General features: G+C 59.3%; 19 protein-coding genes and 1 pseudogene. 11 read left to right on the top strand and 9 right to left on the bottom strand.

What is annotated here, in order from left to right; genetic code table 11:
- Positions 1–63 precede the first annotated feature (63 nt).
- Genes HU759_RS25665 through HU759_RS25655 form a run of 3 tightly spaced genes read left to right on the top strand, consistent with a single transcriptional unit; the run spans position 64 to position 2,385 of the window.
- Positions 64–630, top strand: a complete 567-nt coding sequence (locus HU759_RS25665) for a YfiR family protein (protein ID WP_099549471.1) — start codon at positions 64–66, stop codon at positions 628–630.
- Positions 627–1,889 carry a diguanylate cyclase gene (locus HU759_RS25660; protein ID WP_017137979.1) on the top strand — a complete coding sequence of 421 codons (1,263 nt, stop codon included), beginning with the start codon at positions 627–629 and terminating at the stop codon, positions 1,887–1,889. Before HU759_RS25665 ends, HU759_RS25660 begins: the two co-directional genes overlap by 4 nt.
- A gap of 4 nt (positions 1,890–1,893) precedes the next feature.
- Entirely contained in the window at positions 1,894–2,385 is a 492-nt protein-coding gene (locus tag HU759_RS25655; RefSeq protein ID WP_017137978.1) for an OmpA family protein, read from the top strand.
- Between the two features lie 243 nt (positions 2,386–2,628).
- On the opposite strand, the pseudogene HU759_RS25650 reads toward HU759_RS25655, so the two are convergent.
- A pseudogene (locus HU759_RS25650) lies at positions 2,629–2,718 on the bottom strand (DUF3077 domain-containing protein); the annotation flags it as partial.
- Between the two features lie 112 nt (positions 2,719–2,830).
- Here HU759_RS25650 and HU759_RS25645 point away from each other — a divergent pair.
- The 3 genes from HU759_RS25645 (at position 2,831) to HU759_RS25635 (ending at position 5,046) form a co-directional block, all read left to right on the top strand.
- Positions 2,831–3,157, top strand: coding sequence for a hypothetical protein (locus HU759_RS25645; protein WP_170040477.1), 327 nt, complete (start codon positions 2,831–2,833; stop codon positions 3,155–3,157).
- Positions 3,158–3,250: 93 nt separating this feature from the next.
- The gene (locus tag HU759_RS25640; protein WP_186618043.1) at positions 3,251–4,099 is read left to right on the top strand and encodes an EamA family transporter; all 849 of its coding nucleotides are present in this window, start codon (positions 3,251–3,253) and stop codon (positions 4,097–4,099) included.
- Positions 4,099–5,046 (top strand): LysR substrate-binding domain-containing protein, encoded by a 948-nt coding sequence (locus HU759_RS25635; protein WP_186618045.1) that lies wholly within the window; start codon positions 4,099–4,101, stop codon positions 5,044–5,046. Before HU759_RS25640 ends, HU759_RS25635 begins: the two co-directional genes overlap by 1 nt.
- Positions 5,047–5,204: 158 nt before the next feature.
- Here the strand turns inward: HU759_RS25635 and HU759_RS25630 are convergent, their stop codons facing one another.
- Both HU759_RS25630 and HU759_RS25625 read right to left on the bottom strand, forming a co-directional pair.
- A complete protein-coding gene (locus tag HU759_RS25630; protein WP_017137974.1) occupies positions 5,205–5,495 on the bottom strand; it encodes a DUF3077 domain-containing protein in 291 nt (96 codons plus the stop codon).
- Between the two features lie 331 nt (positions 5,496–5,826).
- Positions 5,827–6,774 carry a LysR family transcriptional regulator gene (locus HU759_RS25625; protein ID WP_017137973.1) on the bottom strand — a complete coding sequence of 316 codons (948 nt, stop codon included), beginning with the start codon at positions 6,772–6,774 and terminating at the stop codon, positions 5,827–5,829.
- Between the two features lie 132 nt (positions 6,775–6,906).
- Between HU759_RS25625 and HU759_RS25620 the strand changes: the two genes are divergently transcribed.
- Positions 6,907–8,424, top strand: a complete 1,518-nt coding sequence (locus HU759_RS25620) for a CoA-acylating methylmalonate-semialdehyde dehydrogenase (protein ID WP_186618047.1) — start codon at positions 6,907–6,909, stop codon at positions 8,422–8,424.
- A 15-nt stretch (positions 8,425–8,439) separates the two neighbouring features.
- Positions 8,440–9,327 (top strand): 3-hydroxyisobutyrate dehydrogenase, encoded by an 888-nt coding sequence (mmsB, locus tag HU759_RS25615; RefSeq protein ID WP_186618048.1) that lies wholly within the window; start codon positions 8,440–8,442, stop codon positions 9,325–9,327.
- A 48-nt stretch (positions 9,328–9,375) separates the two neighbouring features.
- Here the strand turns inward: mmsB and HU759_RS25610 are convergent, their stop codons facing one another.
- Both HU759_RS25610 and HU759_RS25605 read right to left on the bottom strand, forming a co-directional pair.
- The gene (locus tag HU759_RS25610; RefSeq protein ID WP_177034586.1) at positions 9,376–10,626 is read right to left on the bottom strand and encodes an OprD family porin; all 1,251 of its coding nucleotides are present in this window, start codon (positions 10,624–10,626) and stop codon (positions 9,376–9,378) included.
- A 105-nt stretch (positions 10,627–10,731) separates the two neighbouring features.
- Positions 10,732–11,076, bottom strand: a complete 345-nt coding sequence (locus HU759_RS25605) for a cupin domain-containing protein (RefSeq protein WP_010566207.1) — start codon at positions 11,074–11,076, stop codon at positions 10,732–10,734.
- Between the two features lie 372 nt (positions 11,077–11,448).
- On the opposite strand from HU759_RS25605, the gene kynB reads away from it, so the two are divergent.
- Both kynB and kynA read left to right on the top strand, forming a co-directional pair.
- Positions 11,449–12,099 (top strand): arylformamidase, encoded by a 651-nt coding sequence (kynB, locus tag HU759_RS25600; protein WP_186618049.1) that lies wholly within the window; start codon positions 11,449–11,451, stop codon positions 12,097–12,099.
- The gene (gene kynA / locus HU759_RS25595; RefSeq protein WP_017137968.1) at positions 12,096–12,953 is read left to right on the top strand and encodes a tryptophan 2,3-dioxygenase; all 858 of its coding nucleotides are present in this window, start codon (positions 12,096–12,098) and stop codon (positions 12,951–12,953) included. Before kynB ends, kynA begins: the two co-directional genes overlap by 4 nt.
- Before the next feature lie 177 nt (positions 12,954–13,130).
- Here kynA and HU759_RS25590 read toward each other — a convergent pair whose 3' ends face one another.
- From HU759_RS25590 to antA, 4 genes are all read right to left on the bottom strand, one after another.
- Complete coding sequence (locus HU759_RS25590) at positions 13,131–14,534, bottom strand: amino acid permease (protein ID WP_017137967.1); 1,404 nt, start codon at positions 14,532–14,534, stop codon at positions 13,131–13,133.
- Positions 14,535–14,605: 71 nt separating this feature from the next.
- Complete coding sequence (gene antC / locus HU759_RS25585) at positions 14,606–15,613, bottom strand: anthranilate 1,2-dioxygenase electron transfer component AntC (RefSeq protein ID WP_017137966.1); 1,008 nt, start codon at positions 15,611–15,613, stop codon at positions 14,606–14,608.
- A gap of 226 nt (positions 15,614–15,839) precedes the next feature.
- A complete protein-coding gene (gene antB / locus HU759_RS25580; RefSeq protein WP_056858366.1) occupies positions 15,840–16,331 on the bottom strand; it encodes an anthranilate 1,2-dioxygenase small subunit in 492 nt (163 codons plus the stop codon).
- Positions 16,331–17,722, bottom strand: coding sequence for an anthranilate 1,2-dioxygenase large subunit (gene antA, locus HU759_RS25575; protein WP_170040483.1), 1,392 nt, complete (start codon positions 17,720–17,722; stop codon positions 16,331–16,333). The genes antB and antA overlap by 1 nt, the downstream gene beginning before the upstream one ends.
- A gap of 313 nt (positions 17,723–18,035) precedes the next feature.
- On the opposite strand from antA, the gene HU759_RS25570 reads away from it, so the two are divergent.
- A complete protein-coding gene (locus tag HU759_RS25570) occupies positions 18,036–19,028 on the top strand; it encodes an AraC family transcriptional regulator (protein WP_017137963.1) in 993 nt (330 codons plus the stop codon).
- The last annotated feature ends 38 nt before the right edge of the window (positions 19,029–19,066 follow it).

Below are 19,066 nucleotides of genomic sequence, written 5' to 3'. Positions count from 1 at the left end.
GGTTTTCCGCCGCTGTGCTATCGTTGCGGCATCACCCTGTAAAATATTTGAGAGAATTGCTGCATGAACGTGGCTGTCTCGCCCACAGAGCGCAGTTTGAGCTGGAGACGCATGTTACTGGTGGCGGTGCTATGCCTGCTCGCCCCGCGTGTATTTGCGCAGACGCCCAGCCTGGCGGATCACCGCGCCCAGGCGGTCACCCAAGTGGTACTCGGCATCCTCAGTTATGCCCGTTGGCCGGTGGAGCCTGCACAACTGCGCTTGTGCATCGTCGGCCCCACCCAATACACCGACGACCTTGTCAAAGGCACCACCCAGGCCACTGGCCGCCCGGTGGTGGTGCAGCGCCTGCTGGCCGATAATCCCGATATCGTCAGTGCCTGCGACGCCATTTACATCGGCAAACTCACCGCCGATGAACGCAGCCGCCTGTTCACCTCATTGATCGGCCACCCGGTGCTCAGCATCAGCGAAGGCGGCGACCAATGCACCGTGGGCAGCCTGTTCTGCCTGCGCGTGGGCGATGAGCAAGTGTCGTTCGAGGTCAACCTGGATTCCGTCGCCCGTAGCGGCGTGCGCATCCACCCCAGTGTGTTGCAACTGTCCCGACGTCGAGCGCCAGCGCCATGAGAACCGCTAAAGCGCGGCCGACCTTGCGTTCGGTCATTGGCCGTGGGCATTTGATCCTGGCACTGGTGGCCGTGACCCTGGCCAGTGTGTCGCTGACCCTGCTCGGCGTGCTGGCGCTGCGGGTGTATGCCGAACACAACCTGCACCTGATCGCGCGCTCCATCAACTACACCGTGGAAGCTGCGGTGGTGTTCGATGACAGTGCCGCCGCCACCGAAGCGTTGAGCCTGATTGCATCGACTGAAGAAGTGGCCCAGGCCGAAGTCTTCGACGCCAACGGCAAGCTGCTGGCGCAATGGGTACGGCCCGAAACCGGCATGCTCTCCAAGGTCGAGCTGGCGGTGGCGCACACCCTGCTCGAACAGCCCATCAGCCAGCCGGTCCTGCATCAGGGCCAGCCCGTCGGCAGCATTCACTTGGTCGGCCATGGCGGCAGCCTGCTGCGCTTTTTGCTCAGTGGTCTGGCCGGGATTCTGATTTGTACCGCGCTCAGCGCCTGGGTTGCGTTGTACCTGGCGCGGCGTCTGTTGCAAGGCATCACCCAACCGCTGCAAAGCCTTGCCGCCGTGGCCCACGCCGCCCGCAGCGAGCGCGATTTCGACCGCCGCGTGCCACCGGCGCAGATCGCCGAACTCGACAGCCTCGGCAGCGACTTCAACGCCTTGCTCGGTGAGATGGAAGCCTGGCAAAGCCACCTGCAAAGTGAAAATGAAACCCTCGCCCACCAAGCCAGCCACGACAGCCTCACCGGCTTGCCCAACCGCGCGTTCTTCGAAGGCCGCCTGATTCGCGCACTGCGCAGCGCCGCCAAGATCAATGAGAAAGTGGCGGTGTTGTTCCTCGACAGCGACCGCTTCAAAGACATCAACGACAACTTTGGCCACGCCGCCGGCGATGCCGTGCTGGTCGCCGTCGCCGAACGCGTGCGTGCGCAGCTGCGTGAGGATGACCTGGTGGCGCGCCTGGGCGGTGATGAATTCGCGATCCTGCTGGCGCCGCTGCACAAGGCCGAGGATGCCCAGCGCATCGCCGACAAGATCATTGCCAGCATGGACAAACCAATCCCGTTGCCCGGCAATACCCAGGTGCTGACCTCCCTCAGTATCGGCATCGCCATCTACCCCGATCATGGCGCCACTCCCGGCACCCTGCTTAATGCCGCCGACGCGGCCATGTACCAAGCCAAGCGGCTGTCCCAGGGCGGCCAGCAAACGGCGGAGGCGGAGCCTACCGCTGCCAACGTTCAACACAGGAGTTGATCCCTTGTTCTCGAAAACGCGTGTTCTGTTTATCACTTTACTGGTTGCCTTCCTGGCCCTCGGCGGCTGCCAGACGCCGCCGCCCAAAGGCCTGACCCCGGCGCAAGTCGCGGTCCTCAAACAACAAGGCTTTGAACTCACCGACGAAGGCTGGGCCTTCGGGTTATCCGGCAAAGTGCTGTTCGGCAGCGACGTCGAAAGCCTCAACAAAGCCAGCACCGACATCGTCGAACGCATCGGCAAAGCCCTGACGGGCGCCGGTATCGACCGCGTGCGCGTAGACGGCCACACCGACGCCTCGGGCAAAGAAACCTACAACCAGCAACTGTCCCTGCGCCGCGCCAAAAGCGTGGGCAAGGTGCTGACCAGCGTGGGCATGAAAGAAGAAAACATCCAACTGCGCGGCCTGGGCAGCAGCGAACCGGTGGCGTCAAACACCACCGTGGCAGGCCGCACCGAGAACCGGCGCGTGTCGATCGTCGTGATTGCCGACTAAGCACCACACTCAGTTCCAAAGTGGCAATGCGGTCAACTGTGGGAGCTGGCTTGCCTGCGATGGCGGTATATCAGCAGTAGATAAGCTGCCTGACCCACCGCCATCGCAGGCAAGCCAGCTCCCACACTTTTTTGTCCGATCGTTCCCACGCTCCGCGTGGGAATGCATCCTGTGACGCTCCGCGTCACGACTCAAGAGCAGACGCAGAGCGTCCAAGGCGGCATTCGATCTGCGATCTAGCGTTTAGCCCGTTGGCGTCATTGCTTGCGTCAGGTCATCCACCACGGCTTTGCCCATCTCACACAGGTAATGCGCGGCCCATGCGTATTGCTCTACACCCATACTCATGACGAATCTTGATGGCTAAGCTGATGAGGTTTCGCTTTTTCGCAAGTGGTGGGCTTAGTTAAATGGGCGCTCTAACTAACCACCTTAAAGAATCTCGATGATCATAAAAGGCAGTAATTTCAGCCAAGAGGTGTGCAGCCATGCAACAGCCTTGGTTGATGAACTACAAGGCACACCCACTCAACTTCCGGACAAGAAGCCGATGTCTATCAGTAATGCTGAGGTACTCGCTCTGATTTATTCCGGGGCGGACGTAACAGTTGATTCGTCTATGTTCTCGGCGTTGCAGCGTGACAGTCAGGCAATAGCGGCTCGAGATTCGAAGCGCCACGTAACGTTCCGGAATGCAGCGATGATTGATCAGTCAGAACGGTTAGCGCTGTCGAAAAATGCACCCATGGCTGTGCATTTCGATTTTTCTTGAGTGTTGTCTCGATACCTAGAATGAGCAAGTTATCAGACATGGCCTGCTAGACATTTGAAGTGTTCTTATCTCAAAAAGAAAAAGCCGAGCCCCATGGACAACTCCGATATCGCGATCACGCTGGTCTTGATCTCTGCCTTCATGCACGCCACCTGGAACGCTGTAGTCCGCGCCGGTAGCAGTCGCTTCATGACCTTGGCCATGGTTGATGGTACCGCGCTAGTGATATGCCTGCTGGCCTTGCCATTTGTCAGAGTGCCGAGCCTGGAGGTTGGGGGCTATATCCTCGTCTCCGTGATGCTCAATACGGTCTATCGGCTATTCCTTATCAAGGCGTATGAAACGGGTGACTTCGGCCAGGTTTACCCCGTGATGCGTGGGGTACCGCCCGTATTGGTCGCGCTGTTTTCCTTCTTTCTGCTGCATGAGCAGTTGTCACTCCAGGCTTTGACCGGAGTGTTGCTGATTTGTGTGGGGATTATCAGCCTGACCTTTGTGCGCAGGATGACGGCGCAGATGTTCAAACCGATCCTGATGGCGGTGTGCGCCGGTGTGTTTATTGCGTCTTACACGGTGGTGGATGCCAAAGGTGTAAGAGCGAGTGAGACGGTAATGCAGTACATCATCTACCTGACAGTGTTCCAGAGTATTCCGATCCCTGTGCTGGCGTATTCCAAAGAGCGTTCAGCCTTGGCTCAAGCAATACGTGGGCATTGGCGAGTAGGCCTGTTAGGCGGTGTTTTTTACCTGGCGTCTTACGGATTGGTGTTGTTTGCGTTATCGCTGGATGCGGTCGCCAAGGTCTCAGCGCTGCGGGAAACCAGTGTTATTATCGGCGCCATTATTGCCGCGCTGTTCTTTCATGAACGGTTCGGTTGGCGACGGATGCTGTCGGCATTCGTCATTGTTTGCGGGATCATCTTGATCAAAGTGAGCACCTGATGGCCCAGCGTCCGCCTCCCACACCCATGCTTCAAGCGTTCGTCAGCGCAGCGCAAACGGGTAGTTTTGCGCGTGCTGCCTCTGAGCTCAACCTCACCGCCAGTGCCATCAGTCATCAAATTGCGGGCCTTGAGGAGTGGTGGGGCGTGCTGTTGTTTGAGTGGCACTCGCGCGGTGTGAAGCTGACGGCAGCGGGGCAGGCCTTATTGCCGGTAACCGACGGATTTTTCAAGGCGCTGGACGGGGTGCTGCATTCGCTCAACCCCGGTAAATCCCCGCCGTTGTACCTCTCATGCACCTCTTCCCTCTGTTCGACGTGGCTGATTCCCAGAATGCACGGCTCTCACACTGAGGCCTCGTTCAACATTGACCTGGTGTTGACCAGCGCTGACATGAGCGGCGCCAGCCTGGAGGCTCATCAATACGATGTCGCGGTGGTGATGGGGTACGGCGACTACCCGGATCATCATGTTGAACTGCTGATGCGCGACGCGGTGTTCCCCGTTTGTTCGCCGGAGTTTCTGCGGTTGAAGGGTGATATTGCACAGGAAGATGTCGCCCGGTACCCGCTGATCCATCGGGTGGACGATCAGGTGTGTCCGGGGTGGGAAAGCTGGTTTGCATTTCAGGGGCTGGCGGCGCCGCCTTATCACCATGGGCCGCGATTTCCGGATTCGAGCCAGGCGATCAGTCTGGCGGTGAAGGGCACAGGGATTGCGCTGGGCAGAACTGCGTTGGTGTACGACCAATTGGAAGGCGGCACATTGGTTGCGCTGAATAGCCCAGTGATGATGTCGCCAGCGGCCTATTACATAATTTGCCGAAACGGACGACAGTCGGAGCCCGATATCGCTCGGTTAATTGTTTGGCTCAAGAGCACCGCGGGTGAGTTTTTGCGGGAAGTGCGGGCTCGGCATCCGCAAATAGCTGGGGCTGGTGCGGTTTAGAAGTGGAAGGAGCAAGCTTCCTCCCACATTCCGATCGTTCCCACGCTCCGCGTGGGAATGCATCCTGTGACGCTCCGCGTCACGACTTCAAGAGCAGACGCAGAGCGTCCAGGGCGGCATTCCCACGCAGAGCGTGGGAACGATCTGCGATCTAGCCTTTAGCTCGTAGGCGTCATCGCTTGCGTCAGGTCATCCACCACGGCTTTGCCCATCTCACACAGGTAGTGTGCGGCCCAGGCGTATTGTTCGCCGCGTACATCCATGGCGGCTTCCATGGCGAGTTTCTTGGAATAAAACAGCAGGGTGGAGGCGTGTTCCAGGGCTTGCTCGATGGGCATGCCGGAGTTGACGCGGAACAGCGGTTTTTGGTTTTCGCCGTAGTCGCCGAAGGTGACGACGCCGAGGGTGGTGATGGATGAAAGGGGTGGATCGGGGACGATTTTGCTCATGATGATTGCTCTCTGCTGAAGTAGAGCTGCCACATCACATCGCTAAACATGAAGAGGGTGGCAGCTGTGTGCAGGTTAGCGATCCGGGCCAGAGCGCATCCCGGGTAGACTCGAAAGTCTCCCGCACACAGCCGCCATAAAACGCTAAAAGCTGACGAGAGCCAGCTGATACTGTTGGGGGCAGTGTCACGCCTGAAACCCGGATCGCTAAACCCGATCGCTGATGAGCAGCGAAGTCAGGAGGCTAGTGACCCAAACGGTAAGGCGCAATAGGGTAGAGAGTCTCTAGGAAACGTCCTGCAAATTAAAGCGAATCGTCGCTGATGGCCCTTTAATCCGCGAACCTCATCTCCCGCGTTTCCCCCATCAACAACCCCGCGTTCTGCTCCGTCACTTCCCTGATGTAATCCCACAACAGCGTAATCCGCTTCAGCTTCCGCAAATCCTCCCGGCAATACATCCAAAACTGCCGCGTTATCGCAATCTGCTCGCCCAGCACCGGCAACAACCGTGGATCCTGCGCCGCCAGAAAGCACGGCAAAATAGCCATCGACCGGCCCTGCTGCGCCGCCACGTACTGCGCGATCACGCTGGTACTGCGCAAACTCGCGCTGGCGCCGGGCACCACGTTTGCCAGGTACAACAGCTCCGAACTGAACGCCAGATCATCCACATAGCTGATAAATGGATGCTCGGCCAAATCTGCCGGTTTGCGGATCGGCGGGTGTTGGTCGAGGTAGTCCTGGGTCGCGTACAGCTGCAGCTTGTAGTCGCACAGTTTGCAGCACACATACGGCCCGTGTTCCGGGCGTTCCAGGGCGATCACTATGTCGGCTTCGCGCTTGGACAGGCTGATGAAGTGGGGCAGGGGCAAAATATCCACCGAGATTGCCGGGTAAGTGTCGACAAAGTGGCTGAGCTGCGGCGTGACAAAAAAGCTGCCGAAACCTTCGGTGCAGCCCATGCGCACATGCCCGGACAGCGCCACGCCAGAGCCGGACACCTGCTCGCAGGCCATGTGCAGCGTGCTTTCGATGGACTCCGCATACCCCAGCAAACGCTGGCCTTCGGTGGTGAGCACGAAGCCGTTGGTCCGGGATTTTTCGAACAGCAATGTGCCGAGCGACACTTCCAACGAACTGATGCGCCGCGACACGGTGGTGTAGTCCACCGCCAGGCGCTTGGCGGCGACGCTGGCCTTGCGGGTGCGGGCCACTTCGAGGAAAAACTTCAGGTCATCCCAGTTCAGGGAGCCTAGCGACGTGATGTTTTTTTGCATATTGGACCGGCTTTTATGTGCGTTCTTATTAGAGATTTGCACATCTATACTCCAAAAACAGTCCGAACGCCTCATTCTTCAAGGCGATTCAACGCCTTGGTTCTCTGCACAAATATAAGATTTGGAGACCACATGAACGCTTCTGCCGATATTTCCGTGCAACAGGTCAAGTTGCTGATCAAGGGTGAATGGGTCGAGTCCAAGACCACCCACTGGCAAGACATCGTCAACCCGGCCACCCAACAAGTGCTGGCCAAAGTCCCTTTCGCCACCGCCGATGAAGTCAACGCCGCCATCGACGCCGCGCATCAAGCTTTTCAAACCTGGAAGCTCACGCCGATCGGCGCACGCATGCGCATCATGCTCAAGCTGCAAGCCTTGATCCGCGAACATTCCAAGCGCATCGCCGTAGTCCTGAGCGCCGAGCAGGGTAAGACCATTGCCGACGCCGAAGGCGATATTTTCCGTGGCCTGGAAGTGGTTGAACACGCGTGCTCCATCGGCACCTTGCAGATGGGCGAATTCGCTGAAAACGTCGCCGGTGGCGTCGACACCTACACCCTGCGTCAGCCCATCGGCGTATGCGCAGGCATCACTCCGTTCAACTTCCCGGCGATGATTCCACTGTGGATGTTCCCGATGGCGATTGCCTGCGGTAACACTTTCGTGCTCAAACCGTCCGAACAAGACCCTCTGTCGACGATGCTGCTGGTAGAACTGGCGCTGGAAGCCGGTGTGCCGGCCGGCGTGCTCAACGTGGTGCACGGCGGCAAGGATGTGGTGGATGCGCTGTGCACCCATAAAGATATCAAGGCAGTTTCTTTCGTCGGTTCGACCGCCGTTGGTACCCACGTGTACGACCTGGCCGGCAAACACGGTAAGCGCGTGCAGTCGATGATGGGCGCCAAGAACCACGCCGTGGTGCTGCCGGACGCCAACCGCGAACACACCTTGAATGCGCTGGTCGGTGCCGGTTTCGGCGCGGCAGGCCAGCGTTGCATGGCCACCTCGGTGGTGGTGCTGGTGGGCGCGGCCAAGCAGTGGCTGCCGGATTTGAAAGCGCTGGCGCAAAAACTCAAGGTTAACGCTGGCAGTGAAGCGGGCACGGATGTCGGCCCGGTGATCTCCAAACGCGCCAAGGCGCGCATTCTGGAACTGATCGAAAGCGGCGTGAAAGAAGGCGCCAAGCTGGAGCTGGACGGCCGCGACATCAAGGTGCCGGGCTTCGAACACGGCAACTTCGTCGGCCCGACCCTGTTCTCGGGCGTGACCACTGACATGCAGATCTACACCCAGGAAATCTTCGGCCCGGTGCTGGTGGTGCTGGAAGTCGCCACGCTGGATGAGGCCATCGCGCTGGTCAACGCCAACCCGTTCGGCAACGGCACTGGCCTGTTCACCCAAAGCGGTGCGGCCGCGCGTAAGTTCCAGAGCGAAATCGATGTAGGCCAGGTCGGTATCAACATCCCGATTCCGGTGCCAGTGCCGTTCTTCAGCTTCACCGGTTCGCGCGGTTCCAAGCTCGGCGACCTCGGCCCGTACGGCAAGCAAGTGGTGCAGTTCTACACCCAGACCAAAACCGTCACCAGCCGCTGGTTCGACGACGACACGGTCAACGATGGCGTCAACACCACCATCAACCTGCGCTGATTTGGGGAGACGACCATGAAGATTGCATTTATCGGCTTGGGCAACATGGGCGCGCCCATGGCCCGCAACCTGATCAAGGCTGGCCATGCGCTGAACCTGTTTGATTTGAACCAGACAGTGCTCAAGGAGTTGGCCGAACTGGGCGGCACCATCAGCGACTCGCCGCGTGATGCGGCCAGCGGCGCGGAGCTGGTGATTACCATGCTGCCGGCCGCTGCCCATGTGCGTAGCGTGTGGCTGAATGACGATGGCGTGCTTGCTGGCATCGGCAAAGGCGTGCCGGCGGTGGATTGCAGCACCATCGACCCGCAAACCATTCGCGATGTGTCTGCCGCGGCGGCAAAACAAGGCGTGGTGGTGGCCGACGCACCCGTCTCCGGCGGCACGGGTGGCGCGCAAGCCGGGACGCTGACCTTCATGGTCGGCGCTACCCCGGAACTGTTCGCCACCCTGCAACCGGTGCTGGCGCAGATGGGCCGCAATATCGTGCATTGTGGCGATGTCGGCACCGGCCAGATCGCCAAGATCTGCAACAACCTGTTGCTCGGCATCAGCATGGTCGGCGTCAGCGAGGCCATGGCCCTGGGCGATGCGCTGGGCATCGACACGCAAGTGCTGGCCGGGATTATCAACAGCTCCACCGGGCGCTGCTGGAGTTCTGACACCTACAACCCGTGGCCGGGTGTGATTGAAACTGCGCCGTCGTCCCGTGGCTATACCGGTGGTTTCGGCGCCGACCTGATGCTCAAGGACCTGGGGCTGGCTACCGAAGCCGCACGCCAGGCCAAGCAACCGGTGATCCTCGGCGCCGTGGCCCAGCAGTTGTATCAATCAATGAGTCAGCGTGGGGAAGGGGGTAAAGACTTCTCGGCGATCATCAACAGCTATCGCAAACCCAAGTAGGGGCGTTTCCGAGAGCCCGCGTCGGGCGGGCTCTCGGGTTTTTGCCGGTTACCACAGTGGCTTTTCGTAGCTGACGATCAAGCGTGTTTCGTCTATATCGCTTTCAAAGTTGGAGCGCATCATTGCGTTGCGTAAGCGGACTTTGACGTTTTTCAGGGTCGGATTCTGGAAGGCATAGCTCACATCGATATCCCGTTCCCACTCACGCCCGTCCGAACGGCCCGGCCCTCGGTCGACGTTGCTGCCCGATGCATAGCGCGTGAACATGGAAAGGCCGGGAACGCCCAGCGCGGTGAAGTCGTAGTCGTAGCGTACTTGCCAGGATTTTTCATCCTTATTGGCGAAGTCGCTGTACTGCAGAAAATTCACCAGTGTGGGATAGCTTCCTCTTACAGCTGCGTGGCCTGTGTTGCCTGACATGGTTTGGTAGGCCCCACCCAATTTATGCGCCCCCCATGCGTAGGTCAGCATCGCACCCACTGCGGTGTTGTCGATGTTGGTTTGGCCGTTATCGAGAGAGCGCGTGTAACGCAATTCACTTTTCAGGCTTTGGTCCTCGGCAACTGCATAGGTATGTTGAAGGCTGCCCGCGTGCTGGGTGTAGAGGTTGTCCAGCGTGCTGTAGTAGTAGCTGGCGGTGAGTTGTTTGTTGACGGCGTAACTACCGCCTGCAAAGTCGAATGCATTCGATTGATTCTTCCCACGAACCACGATATTCCTGCGTGCGCCGGTGGCGACCGCCAACGCTTCATAGTTGGTTGAGTCGACCTGGTTGACGTGGGTAATTCTGCCCACGTCCAGCGTCAGGTCTTTGAGTTCCTGGGAGCGCAGGTGCGCGCCCTTGAAAAGCTGCGGCTGCAAGCGGCCGACGTTTTTTTCCAGTATCGGTAGCGCTGGTGGGGCCAGCGCACCGATTTTCAGCGTCGTTTGGGAAGCCCTGAATTTTGCCGTAAAAGCGGCTTCGCCATAGCTGTCTTCGGCTTTGCCGGATTGACGCACCGGCAATAAGCCGGAGCGGGTTCGGTCTGCACTTGAATCAAGCTTGAAGCCCGCCATGGCGAGGACATCGACGCCAACACCCACGGTGCCTTCGGTGTACCCGGACTCAATTTGCAACGCGAAACCTTGTGCCCATTCTTCGCGCTTGGACTGCGTGGCATTGGGCTCACGGTAGTCACGGTTGAAGTAAAAGTTCTTCAGCTCAAGCTTGCCGGTGCTGTCACTGATGAAGTCAGCGAGGGCAGAGGGTGCGAGAAAAACACAGATGTTTAACACACATACTTTGGTCAGGACGTTCAATTGGGCAGCCTGCGTGAGTGGGAAGACTCATCGCAGGGTGCTTTAAAGGGGCCGGACTCACGCTAGGGAAAAACTGAAGCAGGCCAAGGATTTATCTGATGCTGCTTATGCAAACACAAAATACTTACGCACGGTCTCGACCACTTCCCACGTGCCCTTCATACCGGGTTCCACCACAAAGATATCCCCAGCCCGCAAGTGAATCGGCTCCAGGCCTTCTGGTGTGATCACGCAGTAGCCTTCCTGGAAGTGGCAATATTCCCACTTTACGTATTCCACGTACCACTTGCCCGGCGTGCAGATCCAGGTGCCCATGATCTTGCTGCCGTCTTCGCTGGTGTAGGCGTTGAGGTTGACGGTGTGCGGGTCGCCCTCGAGCTTTTCCCATTTGCAGGCATCCAGGACAGGTAGCGGGTGGGTGTCACGCAGTACGGTGATGGGCTTGGACATGATGGCTCCGAGGCAGGGAAGGGAAAGATGAACCCTAAGGCCTTGGGCGTTGTGTCAGTGGTCTGAACTCGACATCGGGATGCCCAGAAGCGCAGCCGAATGCGATCTCTCAGACACTGTGCAGTCCATGTGGGAGCGGGCTTGCCCGCGATAGCGGAGTGTCAGGTACTGGAGATGCAGCTGTGCCGCCGTCATCGCGGGCAAGCCCGGCTCCCACAGGGAAAGGAGGCGCTCTTGAGTGATAGGTTTGTGCGGTAAAGCGCTATTTCCCCGCAGTAACTGCGAAAAATTTCCCGTGTTGCGCAGGAATTAGCAAGAAAATGCACGGCTGGCCCTCGTATCATTCACCCAAGAACGAGTGAGAGCCTTGCAATGAACCCAATAAAAACGTGGTGGGATATCAGCCCGCCCTTGAGCACGGCGACGCCGACCTGGCCGGGCGATACGCCGTTCCAGGAAGAGCGCGTGTGGCAGTTTGGCCCGGAGTGCCCGGTGAATGTGGGGCGCGTGACGTTTTCGCCGCACACTGGCGCCCATGTGGACGCGCCGCTGCATTACAGCGCCGACGGTGCGCCGATCGGCGAGGTGTCGCTGGATGTGTACATGGGCCCGTGCCGGGTGTTGCATTGCCTGGGCAGCGGCGCGCTGGTGCAGCCGCATCAGTTGCAAGGGCGTGTGGATAACTTGCCTGAGCGTGTGCTACTGCGCACTTATCCACAATCACCGCTGACCGAGTGGGACTCGAACTTCACCGCCATCGCACCACAAACCATTGAGCTGCTCGCCAGCCTGGGCGTGCGTCTGATCGGTATCGACACACCGTCCCTGGACCCGCAACAGTCCAAGACCATGGATTCGCACAACGCCGTGGCCCGCCATGGCATGGCGATTCTCGAAGGCATCGTGCTTGATGATGTACCGGAGGGCGACTATGAGTTGATCGCGCTGCCGTTGCGTTTTGCCAACCTGGACGCCAGCCCCGTCCGTGCCATTCTCCGCCCGCTCAAGGAGCCCACGCGATGAGCCAGTGTCCCTTTTCACCTGATTACCAGCCGCCGGAAGAATGGCATAACGCCGAACTGAATTTTTCCGAGTCCATGAGCTACGGCGACTACCTGGACCTGGGCAAAGTCCTCAGCGCCCAGCACCCGCTGTCGCCCGATCACAACGAAATGCTCTTTATCATCCAGCACCAGACTTCAGAGCTGTGGATGAAACTGATGCTCCACGAACTCAAGGCCGCCCGCGAGCACGTGCGCCTGGGCGAGTTGCCCCCGGCATTCAAGATGCTGGCGCGAGTGTCACGAATCTTCGATCAACTGGTGCATGCCTGGGCCGTGCTGGCGACCATGACGCCGTCGGAATACAAGGCGATTCGCCCGTTTCTGGGGCAGTCGTCGGGGTTTCAGTCGTTCCAGTACCGTGAGATCGAATTTATCCTTGGCAATAAAAGCGCAGCGCTGTTGCGGCCGCACGCGCATCGGCCAGAATTGTTGAACGAGTTGAAAGTGGCGATTGCCACGCCGTCGCTGTACGACGAGGCGATTAATCTGATGGTTAAAGCCGGGTTGGCGATTGACCCCAAGCGCGCCGAACGCGACCCGACGGCGGCCACGGTTCACGATGAATCTGTGGAGGCGGCGTGGCGCGAGGTGTATCGCGACCCGAGTCGGTATTGGGATTTGTATCAGTTGGCCGAGAAGTTTATCGACCTGGAAGACTCATTCCGCCAGTGGCGCTTTCGGCATGTGACTACGGTGGAGCGCATCATTGGCTTCCAGCCCGGCACCGGTGGCACCGAAGGCGTGGGTTACCTGCGCAAGATGCTCGACACCGTGCTGTTCCCCGAACTGTGGCGAGTGCGTTCCACGCTCTAAACAAAAAGCCCCGGAATCCCGGGGCTGATCGTTCCCACGCTCTGCGTGGGAATGTCGCTTTGGACGCTCTGCGTCCGCTTCATGTGGGAGCTGGCTTGCCTGCGATAGCGGTCTGTCAGCCAGCTCATCCACTGACTGACCCACCGCCATCGCGGGCAAGCCCGGCTCCCACAGGGATCACCGTGCGTTCACTACCGCGTTGCTTTTTCTAATCCGCAACCGGTAGGCAATGTAGATAATCCCCACCCAAACCGGCATCGCATACACCGAGTTGTTAATCCCCGGAATCGCCAGCATCACGCTGATGATCATCACCATGAACGCCAGGCACAGGTAGTTGCTGAACGGGAACCAGAAGGTCTTGAACGACGGCGTCACGCCTTGCTCGCCCATGGCCTTGCGGAACTTGATGTGGGTGAGGCTGATCAGTGCCCAGTTGATCATCAGCGAGGCAACCACCAGCGCAAACAGCAGTTCCAGCGCACTGTGCGGCGCGACGTAGTTGACCACCACGCACAGCATCGTCACCAGCGCCGAAATGGCCAGGGCGCGAATCGGCACGCCTTGTTTGTTGAGTTTCATCAGCGCTTTGGGCGCATCGCCTTGCTCGGCCAGGCCGAACAGCATGCGGCTGTTGCAGTACACGCCGCTGTTGTACACCGACAGCGCCGCGGTCAGCACCACGAAGTTGAGAATGTGCGCGGCGGTGTCGTTACCGATCAGCGAGAAGATCTGTACAAACGGGCTGCCGCTGTAGGCATCGCCCGACGCGCCGAGGGTTTGCAGCAGTTGGTCCCACGGGTACAGCGACAGCAGCACGGTCAGCGCGCCGACGTAGAAAATCAGGATGCGGTAGACCACCTGGTTGATCGCCTTGGGGATCACTTTGCGCGGCTCGCTGGCCTCGGCTGCGGTGATACCCACCAGCTCCAGGCCGCCGAACGAGAACATGATGAAGGCCATGGACATCAACAGCCCCATGCCGCCATTGGGGAAGAACCCGCCGTGGCTCCACAGGTTGCTCACCGAGGCTTGCGGGCCACCGGTGCCGCTGAACAGCAGGTAACAGCCGAGCACGATCATGCCGACAATCGCCACCACCTTGATGATCGCGAACCAGAACTCGGCTTCACCGAAGAACTTCACGTTGAGGGTGTTGATCAGGTTGACCGCGACAAAGAACACCAGCGCGCTGACCCAGGTCGGAATCTCCGGCCACCAGAACTGGATGTATTTGCCCACGGCTGTCAGTTCGGCCATGCCCACCAGCACGTAGAGCACCCAGTAGTTCCAGCCGGCCAGAAAGCCTGCGTAGCCGCCCCAGTATTTGTGGGCGAAGTGGCTGAAGGAGCCGGCCACCGGCTCTTCGACGATCATCTCGCCAAGCTGGCGCATGATCAGGAACGCGATGAAACCGGCAATCGCGTAGCCCAGGATCATCGACGGCCCCGCCGACTTGAGCACCCCGGCCGAGCCAAGGAACAACCCTGTGCCAATCGCCCCTCCCAAGGCGATCAGCTGAATGTGCCGGTTCTTCAGGCCACGCTTGAGGCCCACCGGGTTAACCATGTCATCCGCCATTAACATTCCCTTCTACTTGTTTTTCTTGAGGGTGAGTGCACGCCGCATCAGCCCCTCAGAACTGCTGAGGGTCAGATATTACTCTGCGTAAACTTTTCGTAATACAGCTGAACGCCATCAAGTGTCTGATCCGCCAGCCATTGTTGGATGGATTCGACCATTGGAGGGGGGCCGCATACGTACATATCGGCCGAACTGTCCCGCAATTCGGCCAGGTCGAAATGTTCGGTGAGGTAACCGCGTTTGCCAGGCCACTCGGGTGACGGGTCGCTGAGCACTTCGGTGTAGCGAAAGCCGGGGATTGTCGAGGTGTAGGCTTCGATGCGTTGTGCTTCGCACAAGTCCTCGGCCCCGCGCACGCCGTAATACAAGTGGACCGGCTGGTTGCAGCCGTTGGCAGCCAGCTCATCGAGCATACCCAGCAAGGCCGACAAGCCAGTGCCGCCGGCCACCAGTATCAGCGGCCGGGTGACATGCCTGAGGTAGAAGGCACCCAATGGCGCCTCCATCAGCACTTGATCACCGACCTGGCAGCGCTCGCGCAGGTAGTTGCTCATGACACCATCGGGCAGCAGGCGCACCAGAAACTGCAGTTGATTACCCGGCCGGTTGGCGAAGGAGTACGAACGCCAACTGTCGGTGCCGGGCACCGCCAGGCGGGCGTATTGGCCGGGCAGGAAGTCCAGCGGGTTGTCCAGGGTCACCTGCAAAATCGCCGTGCTGGCCGACACCTGCTGCACTTCGCTGACCTCGCCGCGCACGTGTACCGGCCCCGGCGCGTTGCACAGGCTTGAATCAAAATCGAAGTAGAACGTAGCGTCGGACTGCACCCGCGTCTGGCAACTGAGCATCTTGCGTTGCTTGAGGTCGAGGCTGGAGAGGGCTTCGTCGTCGACATAATCCTGGGTGTAATCGCCGGACTCGCAACGACCCTGGCAGGTGCCGCACACGCCTTCGCGGCAATCGAGCGGGATCTTGATGCCGTTGCGCAATGCCGCATCCAGCAGGATTTCATTCGCGCCTACCGGGAAAAACAGGGTCTTGCCGTCGGCAAAACTGAAGGCCACTTTGTGATTCATCCGCATAACTCCGCGTATCTGATTTTTGTGGCTGACCCGTGAGCTTTTGTGGCGACCGGGCTTGTTGTGGCGAGCGGGCTTGCCCCGCGTTGGGCTGCGAAGCAGCCCCAATAAAGTCACCGCATTTATCCAGTCAAACCGCAGTGCCTGAATTAGGGCCGCTTCGCGCCCCAACGCGGGGCAAGCCCGCTCGCCACAGGACGGTGCTTGTCACAAAAGTTCTCTGCTACAAGTGATAGAAATCCAGCACCGAGTTGATGGTGTCGTTGAGCAACAGTGCGTGCTTGCGGGTGATCAGCCAGCTGTCCCCATCCGGCTTGAGGTGGTAAGTGGCAGGCCCGTAAAACTGCTCTGAGGTGGCCAGGCGATAGAACAGCGTGTGCCAGTTCAGCTTCACCTCCAGCGTGCCGTCTGCCTGCTCGGCGATCCGCACGTTATTGATCAAGTGCAAGGTGCGCGGCATCGGCGTGGCCGACGCGGCCTTGCCGGTGCGCAAACGGAACACGCGGTCTTCCAGGCCCGAACGGTTGGCGTAGTAGATCAGCGACATTTCGCGTTTGGGGTCGCGGGTGTACACGTGCTCCGAGTCCCATTGCGGCAAGTGAAACTCGCTCTGCGGGTCGAACAGCTGCACATAGGCGTCCCAGTCCTGGGCGTCGCACAGTTCGGATTTGCGATAGAAAAATTGCTCGATCCGGTACTGCAATTGGGCATCCATCACTTCACCTCCCGCAGTGTCAGCGCTTGCTGGTCCAGGCCTTTGAGCAGAAATTGCTGCCAGTTACGGTGCTGGTTCACATACAGGCCTTCGTGGGTGAATTCGGTGCCGGTCATGGCCGGTTGAATGCCGATGGCTTTGCTGTTCGGCGTAGGGCCGGTTTCCCAGCGATGGCTGCCCCGTGAGATATCGCTCCAGCGCTCCAGGCGGCCCTGGAAACCGCGCTGGGCTTCGCGAAACTCCACCAGATCATCCGGCGTGCCCATGCCCGATACGTTGAAGAAATCCTCAAACTGGCGAATGCGGTTTTCGCGGTCGGCATCCGACTCGTTTTTCACGCCCAGGCACTGGCTGATGATCTCCGTCTTGTTCCACGCCACCGGGCGGATGATGCGCAGCTGCGAGCTGATCTGGTCGAGAAAGAACAGGCTCGGGTAGATGTTCAGGTTGCGCAGGCGGTGCATCATCCACTCGGCTTTCTGCTGGCCGTGTTCTTCCACCAGGCGCGGCATGATGGTGGCGTAGCCCGAGCGCACGCTGGGGTTGGGCATGTCGCTGAACAGCACGCTGTGGCCGTTGTTGAAGGCGAACCAGCCGTCATCGGTATTCGCGTCGCCGGCGCCGAGTTTGCTGTAGTCCAGTGTGCTGGCGGACGCGCTGCCGTTTTCGGTATTCACCTGCTGGCGATGCTGCACCGTGGCCACGTAGTTGTAGTGCACGGTGCTGACGTGATAACCGTCCAGGCCGTTTTCGTTTTGCAGTTTCCAGTTGCCGTCGTAGGTGTAGGCGGATTTGCCCGGCAACACTTCCAGCTCACCGGTGGCCGACTGCGCGACCATCATGTCGAAGAACACTTTGGCGTCACCGAGGAAGTCTTCCAGGCTGTCGGTGCCTTGCACGTTGAGGCTGATGAACACAAAGCCCTTGTAGCTTTCGATACGGGCTTTTTTCAGGCCGCGTGTGGCTTTGTCGAAACCTTCCGGGTACTCGCCCGGCGCCTTGACCTTCACCAGCCGGCCGTCGCTCTTGTAGCACCAGGCGTGGAACGGGCAGGTAAAGGTCGATTGGTTGCCCTTGCCGACGCGGGTCAGTGTGGTGCCACGATGCTGGCAGGCGTTGATCAGCGCATTGAGTTGGCCTTCGCCGTCGCGGGTGATGATCATCGGCTGGCGCCCGGCGCGCATGGTCACGAAGTCGTGGTTATTGGCCAGTTCGCTTTCGTGGCAGGCGTAGATCCAGTTTTTTTCGAAGATCAGTTCCATCTCCAGGTCGAACAGTTCGGGCTCGGTGAACATGTCGCGGGCGATGCGAAACACTTCATCCACCGGCCGAAAGTCCAGGCAACCTTCGATAAACGTTTTCCACTGCTCGACGCTTCTTGCACCACTCATGGGAGGCACCTTTTTAGATAGGGGCTAATCGGTGGGTTATTAGAGGCAGTGGGGCAGGGCGCGGGCTATCCGCTTAATGGGTGAAGGCAGGCCGCAAAATTGGGCAGCAAATACCCAGTTCAGTGCGCCCAGGTGACGCCATGCGCTACTGTCATACCAAAGGAAGGTCGCAAATGCCTGCGGCTTATCCACATAGTCGACGCTTGCTATCCACCCGGTTGCATTCAGGCGGGCGTGGCGTAGAACTTGCTGTCGATTGCCAACGACGCGCCGCCAGAGCGCGCAACCGCCTAACCGCCGTGGGTGCACCCTGATGAGTAGCCATACACGCGAGATCCATATTCAACGCTTCGACCTGGAGGGCGCCTGCAGCTGGATGTCCGGCATCTGCGGGCCGCACCGCCTGGCGACAAGCACGCCCGAGCGCCTGCGTTTTCACCACAGCGCCAATGTGTTCAAGTCCCGCGCCACCACCTTGGGCGTGATCGAGTACGGCACCGATGTGACCATTGATATCGAAGACGCCGAGCACTTCAGCAGCTACAGCCTGAGCCTGCCGTTGGTGGGCGAGCAGGAATTGAGCAAGAACGGCGAGCGCCTGAGTTCCAACCGTGACCAAGGCGTGATTTTGTCGCCTAACGAGCATCAGGTGCTGGCGATTTCCGGTGATTGTCGCAAGTTGCAGGTGGTGATTACGCGGGCGGCGATGAGTGAGTCGCTGGAAGGGTTGCTGCAACGGCCGATTGAAGCGCCACTGCGGTTTGAGTCGGTGATGGATGCGGTGGACGGTGCTTCGGCATCGTGGTGGCGCATGGCGCGCTACTTTATTGCGGAGCTTGAGTGCAGCAGCGAGTTGTATGAGCAGGCGGCGTTTACGCGGGATCTGGAAAGCTCGTTGATCAAGGGTTTGATCCTGGCCCAGCCGAACAACTATTCAGAAGAATTGCGCGACGTGCTCGGCGTGAAGCTGCCGCATTACCTGATTCGGGCGCGGCAATACATCCACGACAACGCCCGCGAGGCGATCCATTTGGAAGACCTGGAAGCGGCTGCGGGTGTGTCGCGGTTCAAGCTGTTCGATGCGTTTCGTAAATACTTTGCACTGTCGCCGATGGCGTATTTGAAGAAGTACCGACTGGGTGTCGTGCGCCAGGAAATCCTCGAGCATGGTTCAATTCGCACTATCTCCGAGATCGCGCTGGGCTGGGGCTTTACCCACTTGGGTCGGTTTTCGGCGGAGTACCGCAAACTCTTCGATGAATCCCCCAGCCAAACCCTGCAGCGCAAACGCCTGCGCAGTCTCTGAAATCAAAGAGTATTCAAATGTGGGAGCTGGCTTGCCTG

The organism is Pseudomonas sp. OE 28.3 (assembly GCF_014268205.2).
GTDB classification, from domain to species: domain Bacteria; phylum Pseudomonadota; class Gammaproteobacteria; order Pseudomonadales; family Pseudomonadaceae; genus Aquipseudomonas; species Aquipseudomonas edaphica.
This window is presented reverse-complemented; position numbering and strand designations above follow the sequence as displayed.